Source organism: Streptomyces sp. NPDC088350, from assembly GCF_044753545.1.
GTDB lineage: Bacteria > Actinomycetota > Actinomycetes > Streptomycetales > Streptomycetaceae > Streptomyces.
Genome location: NZ_JBIVNL010000004.1, coordinates 489,871 through 505,940, shown reverse-complemented (window position 1 = coordinate 505,940; position 16,070 = coordinate 489,871). Strand labels below are relative to the sequence as shown.

Here is a 16,070-nt window from a genome sequence, read left to right as displayed (position 1 = left end):
CCCAGGGGCGTCTTGTCGATCGTGTGTCGGGCCGGATGAGGATGTCGGCCGGGGTGATGGCGTCGAGCTGGTGGCCGGGCTGTGTCTCGTGGCGGGTGGCGATGCCGCGCCGGTCAGGGCCTGCGGTCGCCGAAGGTGCGGCGCAGGTCGTTCACCCAGGCGTCGGGGTTCTCCCAGGGGATGAAGTGGCCACCGTGGTCATGGGCGTTGACGTTGACGTGGTTGAACCACGCGCTCTGCGGGCCATTCTTGAACGCCTCGACGCGCTCGGCGGCGGTGTGGACGCCGGGCGGGTTCTCGTAGGTGACGAAGGTGAGGCCGACCGGGGCCTGCACCACCGGGGTGCGGTCGTGGGCCGGCGTCCAGGGATAGCGGTTGGCGTTGGCGTAGTAGCGCATCGAGGTGGCGATGGAGTTGTTCGCCCAGTAGATCGTGGCGTGGGTGAGCAGGTCGTCCTTGGTGAAGACGGACTCGAGGTCCCCGCCGTTGTCGCTCCAGGCGTTCCAGCGTTCCAGGAGCCAGGCGAGCAGTCCGGCGGGGGAGTCGCTCAGGCCGTGGGCCAGAGTGGCGCCGTCGAGCATGTGCACGGCGAGGTGGGAGGCCGAGCGGCGGTCCATCTCGATGATCCGGGCGCGGACATCGGCGGGCTGGTCGTCGGTGAGGGGCCTTCTGCTGCCGAAGGCCCAGGCGCGAGGGCCGTTGAAGAAGTCGAGCGGCAGCCCGGAGCCGATGTGGATGCCGTACAACTCGTCGGCGTACTTGTGGCCGAGCTGACTGGTGACGACGCCGCCGATGTCACAGCCCCCGGCGGCGTACCTGTCGTACCCCAGGGTCTCGGTCATCAGGGTGTGCCAGAGCTCGGAGACCTTCCAGAAGTTGACGTCCGGAAAGCCGGTGAGCGGGCCGGGGAAGCCGAAGCCGGGCAGGGACGGCACGATGACGTCGAACGCGTCGGCGGGGTCGCCGCCGAACGCGGCCGGGTCGGCGAGCGGGCCGATCACCTTCGACCAGTGCCAGAACGTCCACGGCCAGCCGTGGGTCAGGATCAACGGGATCGGACGGGGACCGCGGCCGGGCTCGCGCATGAAGTGCACCGGGATACCGGCGACGTTCACCCGGTAGTGCTCGTGGACGTTGATGGCCGCCTCGGCCGCGCGCCAGTCGTAGCCGTCCCGCCAGTAGGCGACGAGCTTGCGGAGGCAGCTGTCGGGGACGCCGTAGGACCAGTCCTCGTTCCCCTCGTCCAGGGGCGGACGGGTCGCTGCGAGGCGGGCGCGGAGGTCGTCGAGGACCTCGTCGGGCACATGGATCGGAACGGGCTTCAGGGGGAACCCGTACGGGGTGCTCATCGCGTGGTTCCTAACTGTGCTGTGCTGCCCGCCAGTTGGACGGCGAACCGTGACGGCCTGCCGCGTGACCTCTCGTCGGCGTCCTCCGACCGCCCGGCGGACCAGGGCGTGACCAGGAAAGGTGCGTGGCCTATCCAATCAGGTTGATTTCCGGTTCACGACCGGTTCACGACCGGTAGGTCCCCGTCCTCTTCACGGAGCGGCTGTCCATGGCGGCACTGTTGACGGTGGTGGCCGCCGTCTGCCGCTCGGGCGGTGCCTCGACCTGCCCGTGTCTGTCCGGGACGCGCTCGCCGGGCGGGCGCCGCCACAGGCACCGACTCCAGTGATGTGCGCTGGTAGTCGAGTTCGACGGGGGGCGAGGGGTGCGGCTGTGCAGCAGAGGCGGGGTCCGGGGGAGTGAGAGTGGGGGCAGGAGGAGCAAGCCGGTGTCGGTGAGGGGGGCGACCAAGAGCACCGGTGCCCGGAACGGCGACCGTCTGTTCGTGTGCGGTGAAGGTGGCCTCGACCACCCCCTCGGTCACCGCAGCGCCCTCGGCCGCATCGGACTGTTCAACCGTCACCCTCCGGCCGGTCGTCGAGCGGGACACCTAGACGTTCGGCCACAGCGGTGAGCGCCGACCCCAGCGGCAGCTCGACGCGGGCGACGGCATGCGCGTCGCCCCGGGTCGCGTCCCGTTTGATGATCAGTACGGGCTTGTGGGCCCCGGCCGCCTGGCGCACGAACCGCAGCCCGGACATCACCGTCAACGACGAACCCAGGACCAGCAGCGAGGAAGCGCCCCGGACCAGCTCACGGCACTGCTCGACCCGCTCCGGCGCCACGGACTCGCCGAAGAACACCACGTCCGGCTTGAGAACGCCGTCGCAGCCCGTGCACGACACCAGCCGGAAGTCGGCGACCTGGTCATCGGTGAGGTCCGCGTCACCGTCCGGATTCAGGCCGGCGGCCACCGGCCGGTAGCCCGGATTGGCTTCCTCCAGCCGGCGGGCGAGTTCACTGCGCGCACTGACGGCGCCGCACGCGAGGCAGACGACCCGGTCCAGGCCGCCGTGCAACTCCACGACGCCCTCGCTGCCGGCGCTTCGGTGGAGGCCGTCGACGTTCTGGGTGATCACCCCGGCCAGCAGCCCGTGGCGCCCGAACGCGGCCACCGCCCGGTGCCCGGCGTTCGGCCGGGCGCGGCCGAAAACGCGCCAGCCGAGGTGACTGCGCGCCCAGTACCGGCGCCGTGCCTGGACGCTGCCGACGAAATCCTCGTAGAGCATCGGTGTGTGCCTGCTCAGGCTTCCGCCCTCGCCCCGGTAGTCGGGAATGCCCGACTCCGTGGAGATGCCCGCGCCGCTGAGCACCAGCACACCACCGGCGCTCAGCATGTCGGTGACCACGCCCAGATCCGTGGTGCCCGGAGGGAGGTCCCCGGGTGGGGTCCAGCTGAGAGTGGGACGCATGCGCATGCCGCCAGGGTACGAAAGCCCCGGCGACCGCGTGGATCGACGTCGGCGTTGACGCCGTCGCGGTCGCGGTCGCCGGGGAGTGATTCCTCGTGCACGGCTCTGAGAAGTGGGCCGTGCCGGTGTCGAATGCGAATCGCGGCCAGGTCGCCGAGGTCGGGGGTGAACTGGGTGGACTTGGCCGGCGCCTCGGAGTGACGGCGCCGGACGACGTGGACGCGGTCGTCTCCACGAGCCGCGGGCAGTCGTCTCCACGAGCCGCGTGCGGTCGTGTTCGTGTCGTCCGGCTTCATCCTCCCTGCCACGCGATCGACGGCGGCAGCCGCATGCTCTGGCCGGCTTGACGGTCGTCATCCCGTCCCTGCACGGCACGTCCGTCCGTGCGGACGCGCTGGGCGCAATGCGTGAGTACTGGCGAGTTCGCCCGGGCCCGCGGCGGGGCGTTGCTGCCGCCTCGGCGCGTGGTCGTCACCGACATGCTGGGTGAGTTCGAGGCCGGTAGGAGTCCGAGCTCCGGTCGACTCGGTCCGCGTCCACTCACCGTTGGGCGCCGTGTTCGGGAGGGCTGCTCCGTCAAGTTCGGTCACGCTCGCCCCGCGCCGCGCGGACTTCGAGCTCACTGTCCACCACCCCGAGCTCGATTCCGATCGCTACCCCGATGGCACCCACGCCGCCTCTTCGCCGACGTTGTCCATACGGCCTTCGCCGACCTCTGAACCGCCCGCAGACGAGGCCGTATAACTGTTTGCCGCAGGTCGGCCTGCTCGGATAGGAATCTCACATGCTGAAGGGTGACAAGGTCGGGCTCAGGGCCCGGCACGAGGACGACATCCCCATCCTGCAGTCGGAGCTCTACGACGACGTGGCAACCCAGGCGCGGGCCAACGGTCGGCCATGGCGGCCGATCACGCCCGGCTCCAAGGACTCGCATTTCGCGGTGGACGACAAGGAGCAGGGGAACGCACCCTTCTCCGTGGTGGACTCGGACTCCGGCACCCTGATCGGCAGCGCCGTGCTGTGGGGCATCGACGACCACAACCGGACCGCGCACATCGGCCTTTGGCTGCTGTCCTCCGCCCGTGGCAAGGGCTGTGGCACCGACGTGGTCGCGGTGCTGTGCCACTACGGTTTCGTCGTCCGGGGCCTGCACCGGCTGCAGATCGAGACGCTGACTGACAACGATGCGATGCTGCGCTCCGCCGAGCGCAACGGCTTCGTCCGCGAAGGGGTGCTGCGTTCGGCGGCCTGGGTGATGGGGGAGTTCCTCGACGAGGTGCTCCTCGGGCTCCTGGCCGAGGAATGGAAGACGCACCCGAAGAACAGCCCCGGTACCTGAGAGCAAGCGTGCCCGACCCCGACCCCTACCCCTACTCCGGTCCGGATGTTCGGGCGAGCCGGATGCCCTCGTCTTCGCCCTGACGGCAATGGCGAGGGCAGTGCCAGGGTCGTGTTGCCGCCCGGGAATGCACGGTGGGGCGGTGTGGTTGGAAGGACCGTGGGAGTGGAGGGGACAGTGTCCCCGGGCCTCACCTATTGCCTGCGGGGACGATCGTCCGGCTGAAGCCCCGCAGAGCGCATCGCCGCGTAGGCGACCGCCCTCCATTCCCGCAACGCGCAGACGCGGCCCCGAGTGCTTCGATCGCCTCGGGGCCGCGGTATGTCCTCTCCTCTTCCGTTTCTGCGTCCGGGACGGACCGACTTCTCCAACTGGCCGTCGGCGCAAGGGCGCAGAGTCCGCCAACTGTTGCCGCAGGGAGTGACAGGCGTATTGGTCTAGGCCTTTACGGCTCACACCTGTTCATGTGAACGGAAAGTGTTCATGAACAGGCGTGGATTCCTCTACCCCACCAGCGCACCGGGTGCGCTGCGTCTTGGAGGACTCATGAGTCGAAGGAGCAGCTGCCGCGTCGCCTCCAGTTCGGGGTCGTTCGAGGCGTCGACGATCAGGGCGTGCCGCCCGACGCCGAGGAACCTGCGGCCCCCATGCACTGCCGCGTGCCGCCGGACCCCCCTTCCGACTCGGGAACCAAGACGCCGACAAGTTGACCCAGTGGTTGCGAAAGCGAAGAAGCCGTTTGGGGCTTCCATGACGATGCGTTGAATCTTCTGTGCTGTCCTGCTTCTCGGCAGCTTTCCGGGGGAGGACAGCACGTGATCGTGACCATGCGCAGCGAGGATCTGCCGGCCGCCGACCGGTTTCCGTGGTGGTGCGAGCAGATGGCGCAGGACATCGTGCCGTCGATGGTCAGCAGCCCGCACGCCGGCGACTTCCGCTCCGTGGTGACCGTGGCGGAGTTGGGCCCGGTCCTGCTGACGGCGCTGGACTACCCCGAGATGCGGTCCGTGCGCTCGTCGGCCCTGGTGCGCCGCTCGGACCCCGAGCGGTACGGGCTCAGCGTCGTCATGGCGAACGAACTGTGCTTCGCCCAGGGGAACAACGAGACCCGGCTGACCCCGGGCCAGCTGCTGCTCCATGACACCTCCCAGCCTTTCGACACCCGCGCCTTGCCCGGAGCCGGTCAGGGGGAGATGGTGATGCTGCAACTGCCCAGGGCCGCAGTGCCGTTACGCCCGGAGCGGCTGAACCCACTGCTCGCGCGGGGTATGTCCGGCGACACCGGGATCAGTGCCGTCTTCGCCCGTTACCTCGTCGGTGTCGCCGGGGCCGTCGAGCGGCGAGAAGTCGGGGAGCGCGAGGCCCGGCGGCTCGGCGAGGTGGCCCTCGACCTGGCCGCCGCGACCCTGGCCTCATACATCGACGCCGAGGATCGGCTGCCCCCGGAGACCCGACGCCAGGCGCTGCTCGCCCGGATCGAGGTGTTCGTCGAACACAACCTCGCCGACCCGGCGTTGACACCCGCCGCGATCGCCGCCCACCACCACATATCCCTCGGCTATCTGCACCGGCTCTTCCGGCAACGCGAACTCACCGTCGCGGCCTGGATACGCCACCTGCGCCTGGAACGTGCCCGGGTCGACCTCGCCGACCCCCAGTTGTGCCACCACCCGGTCCATGCCCTCGGTGCACGCTGGGGCTTCCACCACGCCGCCGACTTCAGCCGCGCCTTCCGTACCGTGCACGGCATGCCCCCGGGCGACTACCGCCGCCAGGTCCTGGAAGCGGGCGGTACGGCAGTGGACGCAGCGTCAATGAAGGGGTGACGCTGGGCCAACGACGTCACTCCCTGCGCACTGACACCGTGTCCGACAGGTACACGAACAGGAGTGCAGGATGAGTACTACCGCTCAGGCAACCACGGCACAGGTCCGGCAGGCGATGGTGAGCAACTGTCTCTGGGGGGTCCAGCACAACGCGGACATCCACTACTCGCAGGCCCGGCCGATGCCCATCGGCATAGCCGTGCACGCGCTTCCCTTCTCGACGGACTGCTCCGGCTTCGCCACGATCATGGCGAAGTGGAGCGGGGCGGGGGACCCGAACGGCTCCGGGTTCAACGGGCAGGGCTACACCGGCACGATGCTCGGCCACTGCGAGCACATCTCCGCTGCCGAAACCCAGCCCGGCGACTTCGTGGTCTTCGGCGCGGGCACCGGTACGCACGTTGTCATCCTCGTCGAGAGCGCCGCCAAGGGCCTCGGCGCACTGTGCGTCTCCCACGGCCAGGAGGCCGACCCGATCCGCACCACCCTGGCGGACGAGGCGAACTCGCACCGGGGCGAGCCCCTCACCTATCTCAGGCTGCCCGGCGGCGGCACCGGCTCGCCCACTTCGCCGCCTTCGAACCACAACCCGTACTGCCCGCTCACCGTGGACGGCGGCTTCGGGACGCTGACCACCAAGGCGCTCCAGTGGGTGCTGGGCGTGACCCCAGACGGTCAGTTCGGACCGAACACCAAGAAGGCTCTCCAGAACCACCTCCACGTGCCCGCCGACGGCCAGATCGGCCCACAGACGATCAAGGCCCTCCAGGCACACGTCGGAGTCACTCAGGACGGGCAGTGGGGGAAGCAGACCACGGAAGGGCTGCAGAAAGCACTCAACGCGGGTCGCTTCTGAGAACCCGGGGGAGGAGGCAGCCCGGAACAGGGAAGGGCCTCGCTCGTGGAGCCGGCGGGTAGGCGCACCGGCTCGGCCCTGGCCGACGTGCGGCTGTCGGCCCGAGATGCCGCGCGAATCTCGTGTTCGCGCGGCATCGGCATCTCCTGGCCCACCCCGGGGCCTGGGACTTGGGCGCCTGAGCCTGGACGGTGAGGCACCGGCAGGACTGCACCAGCGGTCACAACGACGATCGCGCTCTCATCGCGATGTCCGCTGCCGTCAACCGGAGCAAGGCAGACCAGGACCCGGGTCCGTGCCTTGTGTCCATCGAGCACCATCGCTGCACGTACGTGCGGCACGTCCTTTGTCATCCGATCCCGGACGCCCACGTCGTTGCGAAGGTCATCTGATGGGCGCGCGACCGGCCCCGGCCGTACGCATCCAGCACCCCGGGACCCGAGAACCGATCGTGCTTCAGCCCGGGGAGGAGCCGGAGCCGGAGGTGGCCGGGCTCATCACCGACCCGGACGCGTGGGAGGAAGGCATCCTGCCCGAACTCCCCCTGCCTGAAGAGCCGGACGCCGCTCGTGCGCCCGAGCCCCAGGCCGTCACCGAGCTGGCGCAGGAACCAAGCCCGGCAACGCTCGACACCCCGAAGCCTGAACCGGCACCAACGCCGACCGCGGCTCCGAGGACCCGCACCCGCACGACCGCGCCCGAGTAACCACCGCCGAGGCCCGCCCCGTTGGAAGCAGCGGGGCGGGCTTCCCCCGCCCCGGAGACACTCCGCATGGACCAGCCCGCCCTGTCCTGGCTGCTCGCCCAGCTCGGCACCAGCACCGACGCCGCCGACCTGGAGGCCCGCTACACCCGGCTCCGCTCCGCGCGCGCCGTCGCCATGGACAACACGAACAATCTGATCGGTATCGAGCGGCAGATCACCGCCGTCACGGCCGCCGTCGCTCCCGATGACAGCACCCCGGCTGACGGGATCGCCGTGCTGGTCACCGCCCCGCCTGTGCTCGCACGCCGCATCCGGTAGCGGGGGGCATGGCAACGGCTTGAAGCCGTCAGCAAATCGTCATCGTGACAAAGGGGGCAACGCGCGCACCACGCACTTCCTGGCGACGCTGGAGGAGTTCAAGCAGGCGATCACCGCATTCCGCGACCGCATGGACGCCGAGGCCCGCGCCTTCGTCCAGTGCCGGCTTCCCTGGCTGTATCAGCAAGGCGCCGAGGCCGCAGCCGCAGCGATCGGCTCGCCGTTCACCTGGACCGAGATCCACAAAGACGCGATGCAGACCCTCGCTTCCGGCTCCTACGCCGACGTCCTGCGCCGCTCCCAGAAAGCCGAGCGGATGACCAGCCAGTTCTATCGGGCGACGCGAGCCTCCAGCCGGCGCGTCGGCGTCCGCATCGGCCGGCGCATCCTGGCACTGACCTGCGTCATCGGGCACCACCGCAACGTCGCGGCCCGGACCACCCGGTCACTGATCGCCTACTACCACTGACCGGGCAATCGGGACTGCTCGTCTATTTGCTGAATATCTCGGACGGAGAGATGACCTCCTCCGAATCGCCGCTCGTCTTGGAGGAGTATTCGATGTAGGTGGTGTAGCCGGTCCCATTGGAGGCGGACAGATGCCAGGGGCCATAGTGACCAGTCGCGCAGGGGAGCCCGGTTTGATAGGCCAGGTCTCCCGTGCTGTCGTTCATGACGTAGAGAAGTATCGACTTGCACCCGCCGGGGAGGGAGTTGATGTACGCGTCGGGCTTGACGCCCGTGCTGTCGGCGCTGATGCAGGCTTCGATGCCGTTGCGCGAGGTGCAGCCGCCGCCGGCGGATGCGGATGCGGCGGTCGGAATGCCGATGATGAGCGCGGCCGCAGTGAGCCCGGTCGCGGCGGTGGCAAGCATTCGTCGAGTGCGCATGGTTTCCCTTCGCGTTCTGATGCGAGTACGTCCCCGGACCTGTGTGCGGGTACCGAGATACGAGTCGCTGGTTCTGGGGATCAGGATTTCAGGGCGCGTGGGGTGGTGTCGTTGGCGTAGCGTCGCCGGATCATTGGCACTGAGTCTCCTGCGGGGGTTTGGGCGGCGTCGGCGGCCGTCACATGGCGCGATAGAGGACGCACACGAAGGTGTTGCTCCTCCTGAGAATCCATCGGCGACCGTGAGGCGTCCGTCCAGTCCATCCAGCAGCACCTGGACCGGCGCCGGAGCCCGGAATGGATCGGTTGGGTTCTGCGCTCCGCCCTCCCGGACGAGTCCGACCGGCGCCTCGCGCTTAAGACACCAGACGCTACCTGCGCAGCCAGTAGTCCGTGGGCTGTTGGGCGTCCTTGGGCCACTCGGCCAGCAGCGTCCCCCCGGGCAGGACGCCGTCCCCGTGGCCCTGTTCGGCGATGGCGGCGGCCTGGGCCAGGCGGGGGCCCTGACGCCAGCCAGCCGCACCCGCAGTGCCAGACAATGCGAGGGCATCGGTCCGCGGGAGCCTTCACGCCAGGTGACCTCGGCGAACGCCTGTCGTCCCCGGCCGGCCGCCAGCGCGGCCGCCGAGGACGGCTTGTCGCGGTAGCGGGGCTGTGACCTGCGGCCGGTTCCAGACCGTGCCGGGGCGATGGGCTGCGCGTCGTGCGGGTGGACGGTCACGTCGGAGCGGACCGCCACGACATATCCGATGCCCCGCTCACTCAGGCCGTCCCGGAAGTCGGCGTTCTGCCCGACCACCGTGACGTGCGGCAGGTGTGACTGTCGTGTCGGTTGCGGTCAGCAGCGGGTCAGGGAACTCGGGGGTCGGCGCGGTGTGACGCGGCATCAACGCCAGGCGGGCTGAGGGCAAGACAGGCTGGTACAGCCGCGGACCGGCGCCGGGAGGCACGGGGACAAGCTGCTGGTCGCGGCCAGCGGGGCGCGAGGCGCTCGTGGCTGTCGGGTGATTTGACGAACGTGTCACCGGCCGCAGGCGCGGCGTTCGGTGAGCGCCTGTGTCAGGTCCTTGCATGACAAGTCGAGTGGTCTGGTGATGCAGCTCAGGGGCTCATCTGGCTCCACGGGTGCGTTCTGGCCCACCTACCTGGACGCTGGTGAGAGCCAACGCAGGGGTGTGCGGGCAAGGATGACGGGCCTCGTTCCCGATGGCCCCTAGGTGATCCCCTGATCCCGGTGTCGGGGCGGGCGGCTCCTTGTTCAGGGATACCCCCTCGTTCCCGGGGTGGATCCGTCGTACTGGCCTGGACGGGCACCATCGTCCACGCCAGTACGACGGGGACCACGGGGAACAGCTGAGGTTGGGAGAACGATGACGGGCTCACGATTCGGGGCGTTGGCGCTGCTGACGGTGTGCGCGCTGGTTCCGGCGGCCGGCGGTGCGGTCGCCGCACCGTCCGCCGTGGTACCGGACGCCACTGCGTTGCAGGCGGCGCTGGACCAGGTGACGGCAACCGGCGCGGTCGGCGCGGTCGCCGAGGTCCGGCAGGGGGGCGCCGTATGGCGCGGCAGCAGCGGCAAGGCCAGGCTCAACGGCCGGCAGTCCGCCCCCGTCGACGGCCGCTTTCGCGCCGGAAGCGTCACCAAGACGTTCACCGCCACCGTGGTACTCCAGCTGGTGGGCGAGGGGCGGCTGCACCTGTCCGACACCGCTGAGCGGTGGCTCCCGGGCCTCGTCCCTGCTCCCGGAGGCGACCGGATCACGGTCCGAGAGTTGCTCCAGCACGCCAGCGGCCTGCCTGAATACACCGACGGACTGCTCGACGGCGATGCCCCCCACGACCGTTTCCGTACCTGGACACCCGCCGAGCTGGTCCGACGGGCCGTCAAGGACGGCGACCGCAACCGCCCTCTGCTGTTCCCGCCCGGCACCGATCACCACTACTCGAACACGGACTACATCGTGCTCGGGATGATCGTCGAAAAGGTCACCGGCCACTCGTACCGCACCGAAATCGACCAGCGCATCATCCGGCCCCTCGGACTCAGGGACACCCGCCTGCCGGGCTCCTCTCCCTTCCTCACCGGGCCCCATTCCCACGGCTACGAACCGGTGGAGAGTGAGGACGGGACACTGGTCCCGGTCGACTACACCACCGTCAACATGTCCATCGCCGGCGCTGCCGGCGAGATCATCTCCACCACCGCCGACCTCGACCGTTTCTTTCGCGCCCTGCTCAGCGGCGGCCTCCTGCGCCCGGCCGAGCTGCACGAGATGACCGCCGACCCCGGCGGAGAGGGCTGGGGTCTGGGCCTGGAGATGGCCACGCTTCCCTGCGGCACCATCGTGGGCCACGGCGGCGGCACTCCCGGCTACCGCACCATCTCCTTCCACACCCTCGACGGCACCCGCCAAGTCACGGTGGACTGGACCGACTGGGGCACCGACGCCGACGCCAGCCCTGCGGCCCTCGCCCTGATGACCGCCGTCCTCTGTCCCTCGTAGCCACCAACGCCCGAAGGTCCCACACTCCGGAACGAGACAGCGGTTGGAAACGGTGGAGCCGGACCGGACCAGCTGATGTCCCACGCCGAAGCCCACGTTCAGTGGGCTTTCCTGGCCAGAGCCATCCACACCCCACAGCAGAAGAAAAAGAGAAGTGGGCGGGTGGGACAGGCCCCCGGGGGGTGTGTCAATTTAATGGCTGATCTTGGTTGTTGATGGTCAGTTGTTGCTCGGGGTCAGGTGTCCCTCGAAGGCGATCTGAAACGCGTTGAGGGGTGCTTTCCAGCGCATGGTCCACCGCCTGCGGCCGTTCCCGGTCGGGTCCAGGCTCATCAGTGCCATGTAGAGGCACTTGAGGGCGGCGGCCTCGTTGGGGAGGTGCCCGCGGGCGCGGACGGCCTTGCGGATGCGGGCGTTGACGCTCTCGATCGCGTTCGTGCTGCAGATGACCTTGCGGATCTCGACGTCGAAGGAGAGGAAGGGCACGCACTCGGCCCAGGCGTCCGACCTCAGCTTCACGATCGCCGGATACTTCCCGCCCCACGCTTCCTGGAACTCCAGGAACCGCTCCGTCGCCGCGTCCTCGCCGGGTGCGGTGCAGACGGGCTTGAGGGCCCCTGCGACCTTGTCCCAGTCCTGGCGGGCGGCGTATCGGAACGAGTTCCGCAGCAGGTGAACCACGCACGTCTGGACGATCGTGCGGGGCCAGACGGTCTCCACGGCCTCGGGGAGGCCCTTGAGCCCGTCGCGGACCGGCATCAACACGTCGTCCAGGCCGCGGTTCTTCAACTCGGTGAACATGCGCAGCCAGTACTTCGCGCCCTCACCGCCATCACCACGTAGACGGGACGGTTCGCGACCTTCCCGTCCCTGATTTTGACGTTGATGGCGTCAACGAACAAGACCGGGGAGACGCGGTCGAGCGGACGGTTCTCCCATTCGGCCACGCCCTCCATCACGGTGTCGGTGATGGTGGAGACGGTCTGCTTGGACACCTCGGCGCCGTACACCTCGGCGAGATGAGCCGATATCTTCCCGTGAGTGAGGCCCTTCGCGGACAAGGAGAGCATCATCTCGTCGATGCCCGTCCGGCGCCGCTGTCGCTTCTTGACGATCTGCGGCTCGAGGCTGCCGGCGGTGTCGCGGGGGCACCTTCACTTCCACCGGCCCGACGTCGGTCAGCACCGTCTTGGCCCGGCTCCCGTTGCGGGAGCTGCCGCTGCCCCGGCCGACAGCATCGTGGCGTTCACAGCCGAGGTGACCTGTGATCTCGCCTTCCAGGGCAGATTCCAGGACCCGCTTGGTCAGCTGCTGCAGCAGCCCGCCCTGGCCGGTCAACTGCAGCCCCTCCGACCGGGCCCGTTCCACCAGCATCGCGACCAGCTGCTCATCCGACACGGGCGCAGGCTGCCCGGACAGGATGCTCTCGACAGGTTCCACGGTCTCCAACTCCACGGCGGTGTCCGTCACTTGACGTCTCTCCCATGATCGTCGGATCCGCTGTTCTTACGAGGCGATCGCCGACACGACCTGCTCAGGGCGACCAGGGACGGGGTGGGCACCACCGCGGGCTCGGTCCGGGCCGCCAGGGCTCTGGCAGAGGCTCTCCTCCGATGCGCTGCGGCCTTCACTCGGTGTGCAGGACTCGGGCGATGGTCTGCCGGGCCGCCGCCCGCGCCGGTATCACCGCGCCCAGTGCGGCGATGGCAACCCCGGCCAGCGCCAGGAGCGTCATCGACCCGGGGTGCCACACGTCCAGCATCCGGTCCGGGAAGGTGAGGTGGGCGCTGCGCTCGGTCATCGGGACCACCACGTGGTACGCCGCGACTCCCAGCGGCAGCCCCAGGACCCCGCCGACCAGGCCCAGCCCGGCCATGGACACCACCATCATCACCGTGACCTGCCGCGGCGTCATGCCGATCGACTTCAGCATTCCCAGGTCGCGCCGCCGCTCCCCGGCGCTCAGCACGACGGTGTTGAACACCCCCATCGCGGCGACCACCGACAGCATCAGGGTCAGCACGGACGCGGAACCGATCACTGTTACGGCCCCGGCGTTCACCGAAGTCTTCACGTCCGGATAGAGACCGGGGTCAGCGGCTCGAACGGCCTTCACATAGGCACCGACATCGGCTCCGGGGGTGAGCCGCACCCAGTACTGGTTGGCCTGCGCGCCCGGTGCAAGAGCGGTCACCGTCGCCCAGTCCGCGCGCATCCAGTCCGCCGGCCCGGACATGACCTCCCCGACCAGGGTCACTCGCTCCCGACGGCCGCCCGCCGCGCCCAGGACGAAGGAGTCACCGAGCCGCAGACCGTACTTGGCCAGGAATCTGCCGGAGGCCACCACCTCGCGGGGCCCCCGCATCCACCGGCCCCTGGCCAGGTCGTCCTGGAGAGCCGACCGTCCCCCGCGCACGCCCTCGATCGCCACGTCCTGGCTCTGCCCGAGCAGCCGCATGTCGGCGAAGCCCATGGCGGACACGTCCGCCGCGTGCGGCAGACCGCGCAGCAGCGCCTGAGTCGCGGCATCGCCGTGCCGCGGGACGGTCTGTCCGAGTCTGGCTTCCCCCCGCCCGACGATCACCTGCACCTTGCCGACACCCTCGACCGCATTGCCGTAGGAGACCATGGTGGCCGACAGGCCGGTGGCAAAGGTCACCGTCGCCACCCCGAGCAGGACCGCGGAGACAGTGAGCAGCGTCCGTCCGGGCCGCGCGAAGGGCAGCCCCAGGCCCAGGCTCACCGAGCGCGGCAGCCGCACCCCGCTCAGCCACCGCTGCACCGCGAGCCCCCGTCCGCCACTGGGTGCGCTGCCCGCGCTGATCGCACGGGCCGCGGACAGCCGGTGCGCGCGCAGCGCCGGGATCAGCGCGGCCAGCAGCACCACGGCCGGCATGCCGACCGCCGTGGCCGCGTACACCCACGAGCCGATCGCCGGCGCGACGTTCACCGTGCCGAGGTCCGCACCCTGGAAGACCACGTGGAGCAGCGGCCGCGCCACCACCGCGCCCAGGGCCGTACCGGAGAGCGCGCCCGCCGTCGCCGGGACGCAGATCATCACCAGGTAGACCGCGACCACCTGGTTGGGCGTGAATCCAAGGGACTTGAGGACCCCGATGTGCCGGAATCCCGACACCACGGCACCGCTCACCACATTGGCCACGATCAGGACCGCCACCAGCAGGCCGAGGATGCCGAAGGCCATGAGGAACGGCACGAAGGCGTTGGGCTTGGACGCGATCTGCGCCTTCAGCGTCAGATACGACTGGTGGGCGACCTGCGATCCGGACGGCAGTCCGGCGGTCACCGCGGCGGTGTCCGTGGTGATCTGACGGGCTGTCGCGGCCTGGCCGAACCGGTACAGCATCTGGTACGTCGTGGGGTGCAGGGCCGCGATCTGCTGCGGGGACACCCATGCCTGCGCGGTCCCGCTCACGCTGGACGCGAGGCCGACCACGGTCAGCGGCGGCAGCCCGGGCAGCCGGATCCGCTTGCCGATCGGCGAGTCCGGCCCCTTGCCCGCGCCGGGCCCGTCGATGGACGCCAGGACGATCTCGCCGGGGCGGGTGGCCCAGTGCCCGGCGAAGAGGTCAAGGCGGTCGACCGGTCCACCTGGCTCCGCCCGCCCCACCACGGTCAGGGGGCCGGGCCTCATCCCGGGCATCTCGGAGGCGGCGCTCTGCGGCATGTCGACCACGGCTTCCGGGAACGGCCCGGCCGAGGCCCGCACGTCCGAACGGTGCGCGGTCCGTGCCAGCTCCGCGCCGGAGACCTTCGCTGCGTCGAAGGTGGCCACGACGTGCGCGCCGTGCGCCTGGCCGAAGAGCCGGTCGAAGGGTCCGGACGCGACGTCCAGCAGGCCCAGGGCGACCACGAGGGCCATGCTGGAGACGAGGACCACCACCCCGATCACGGCGGTCTGCAGCCGACGGCGGCGAACGGCCGCGCGCGAGGCGCGCCACACCGCGCTCATGCCGACCGCTCCAGGGTCCGCTCGCCAGTGATCCGGCCGTCTGCCATCGTCACCAGGCGGCTGGCGCAGCGCGTGGCCAGCCGCTGATCGTGCGTCACCAGCAGCAGGGTCTGGCCCAGTTCGTTGAGGTCGATGAGCAGGTCCATCACCTGCTCGCCCGAGTGGCTGTCCAGCGCACCGGTCGGCTCGTCCGCCAGCAGCAGCGCGGGGCGGTTCATCAGCGCGCGGGCCACCGCGACCCGCTGGCGCTCGCCGCCGCTGAGCGCGGCGGGGTAGACGTTCCTGCGGTCGGCGATGCCGAGTTCGTCCAGCAACTCCAGTGCTCGGCGCCGGGCCTGACGGGCCGGCGATCCGGTGAGCTGCGCGGACAGGGCGACATTGTCGATCGCGGGCAAGTCGTCGATGAGGTTGAAGAACTGGAAGATCATGCCGATACGGCGGCGCCGGAAGAGCGCGAGGCCGGTCTCGTTGATCCGGCCCAGTTCCTCGCCGTGCACGCGCACCGAGCCGGCGCTCGGCCGGTCCAGGCCGGCGATCATGTTCAACAGGGTCGACTTGCCGCAGCCGGAGGGGCCCATCACCGCCACTGCCTCCCCGGCGCCGATCTCCAACGCCACCCCGTCCAGGGCGACGGTGTCGCCGTACTCCTTGCGCAGGCCGCTCACCCGGACGACTTCCTGGTCGCGCACGGCGGCCGGGTCGGCCCCGGTGGCAGTGCCGCTGATGTCTTCGGTGGTCATGGCAGGGACGGTAGGCGGCGTGGGCCGTCCGGGCGTCAGCCCCCGGAAGTATCAAGTGCCGGTGGTCATCCTGAGGATGTACGGGGTGGACCCGCAGGTGGACGCCCGCTCGCCGGCC

Annotated in this window: 12 protein-coding genes and 2 pseudogenes; 7 read left to right on the top strand and 7 right to left on the bottom strand. The window is 69.9% G+C overall.

Translation table 11 applies throughout. The annotated features are described in order from the left end of the window. Positions 1 to 113: 113 nt before the first annotated feature. Positions 114 to 1,349, bottom strand: coding sequence for an epoxide hydrolase family protein (locus ACIQBL_RS16180; protein WP_401941740.1), 1,236 nt, complete (start codon positions 1,347 to 1,349; stop codon positions 114 to 116). A 552-nt stretch (positions 1,350 to 1,901) separates the two neighbouring features. Beyond that, the gene (locus ACIQBL_RS16175) at positions 1,902 to 2,807 is read right to left on the bottom strand and encodes an NAD-dependent protein deacetylase (protein ID WP_401941738.1); all 906 of its coding nucleotides are present in this window, start codon (positions 2,805 to 2,807) and stop codon (positions 1,902 to 1,904) included. 778 nt (positions 2,808 to 3,585) lie between these two features. On the opposite strand from ACIQBL_RS16175, the gene ACIQBL_RS16170 reads away from it, so the two are divergent. The 6 genes from ACIQBL_RS16170 to ACIQBL_RS16145 all read left to right on the top strand — a co-directional run bounded on the left by ACIQBL_RS16170 (position 3,586) and on the right by ACIQBL_RS16145 (position 8,315). Continuing rightward, positions 3,586 to 4,140 carry a GNAT family N-acetyltransferase gene (locus tag ACIQBL_RS16170; RefSeq protein ID WP_401941735.1) on the top strand — a complete coding sequence of 185 codons (555 nt, stop codon included), beginning with the start codon at positions 3,586 to 3,588 and terminating at the stop codon, positions 4,138 to 4,140. A gap of 827 nt (positions 4,141 to 4,967) precedes the next feature. Then, positions 4,968 to 5,966 (top strand): AraC family transcriptional regulator, encoded by a 999-nt coding sequence (locus ACIQBL_RS16165; protein WP_401942524.1) that lies wholly within the window; start codon positions 4,968 to 4,970, stop codon positions 5,964 to 5,966. Positions 5,967 to 6,036: 70 nt separating this feature from the next. Beyond that, positions 6,037 to 6,822 carry a hypothetical protein gene (locus tag ACIQBL_RS16160; protein WP_401941732.1) on the top strand — a complete coding sequence of 262 codons (786 nt, stop codon included), beginning with the start codon at positions 6,037 to 6,039 and terminating at the stop codon, positions 6,820 to 6,822. Between the two features lie 391 nt (positions 6,823 to 7,213). Beyond that, on the top strand, positions 7,214 to 7,528 hold the full coding sequence (locus ACIQBL_RS16155) for a hypothetical protein (RefSeq protein ID WP_401941729.1): 315 nt from the start codon (positions 7,214 to 7,216) through the stop codon (positions 7,526 to 7,528). 66 nt (positions 7,529 to 7,594) lie between these two features. Further along, complete coding sequence (locus ACIQBL_RS16150; RefSeq protein WP_401941727.1) at positions 7,595 to 7,846, top strand: hypothetical protein; 252 nt, start codon at positions 7,595 to 7,597, stop codon at positions 7,844 to 7,846. 19 nt (positions 7,847 to 7,865) lie between these two features. Beyond that, the gene (locus ACIQBL_RS16145; RefSeq protein ID WP_401941726.1) at positions 7,866 to 8,315 is read left to right on the top strand and encodes a hypothetical protein; all 450 of its coding nucleotides are present in this window, start codon (positions 7,866 to 7,868) and stop codon (positions 8,313 to 8,315) included. 22 nt (positions 8,316 to 8,337) lie between these two features. Here the strand turns inward: ACIQBL_RS16145 and ACIQBL_RS16140 are convergent, their stop codons facing one another. Together ACIQBL_RS16140 and ACIQBL_RS16135 are read right to left on the bottom strand one after the other, a co-directional pair. Beyond that, positions 8,338 to 8,721, bottom strand: coding sequence for a hypothetical protein (locus ACIQBL_RS16140; protein ID WP_401941723.1), 384 nt, complete (start codon positions 8,719 to 8,721; stop codon positions 8,338 to 8,340). A gap of 394 nt (positions 8,722 to 9,115) precedes the next feature. Further along, a pseudogene (locus tag ACIQBL_RS16135) lies at positions 9,116 to 9,528 on the bottom strand (transposase); the annotation flags it as partial. Positions 9,529 to 10,105: 577 nt separating this feature from the next. On the opposite strand from ACIQBL_RS16135, the gene ACIQBL_RS16130 reads away from it, so the two are divergent. Beyond that, positions 10,106 to 11,239, top strand: coding sequence for a serine hydrolase domain-containing protein (locus tag ACIQBL_RS16130; RefSeq protein ID WP_401941720.1), 1,134 nt, complete (start codon positions 10,106 to 10,108; stop codon positions 11,237 to 11,239). Between the two features lie 219 nt (positions 11,240 to 11,458). On the opposite strand, the pseudogene ACIQBL_RS16125 reads toward ACIQBL_RS16130, so the two are convergent. The 3 genes and pseudogenes from ACIQBL_RS16125 to ACIQBL_RS16115 all read right to left on the bottom strand — a co-directional run bounded on the left by ACIQBL_RS16125 (position 11,459) and on the right by ACIQBL_RS16115 (position 15,952). Beyond that, positions 11,459 to 12,613: pseudogene (locus ACIQBL_RS16125) on the bottom strand (transposase). 253 nt (positions 12,614 to 12,866) lie between these two features. Beyond that, complete coding sequence (locus tag ACIQBL_RS16120; RefSeq protein ID WP_401941717.1) at positions 12,867 to 15,212, bottom strand: FtsX-like permease family protein; 2,346 nt, start codon at positions 15,210 to 15,212, stop codon at positions 12,867 to 12,869. Continuing rightward, positions 15,209 to 15,952, bottom strand: a complete 744-nt coding sequence (locus tag ACIQBL_RS16115; RefSeq protein WP_401941714.1) for an ABC transporter ATP-binding protein — start codon at positions 15,950 to 15,952, stop codon at positions 15,209 to 15,211. The genes ACIQBL_RS16120 and ACIQBL_RS16115 overlap by 4 nt, the downstream gene beginning before the upstream one ends. Positions 15,953 to 16,070 lie beyond the last annotated feature (118 nt).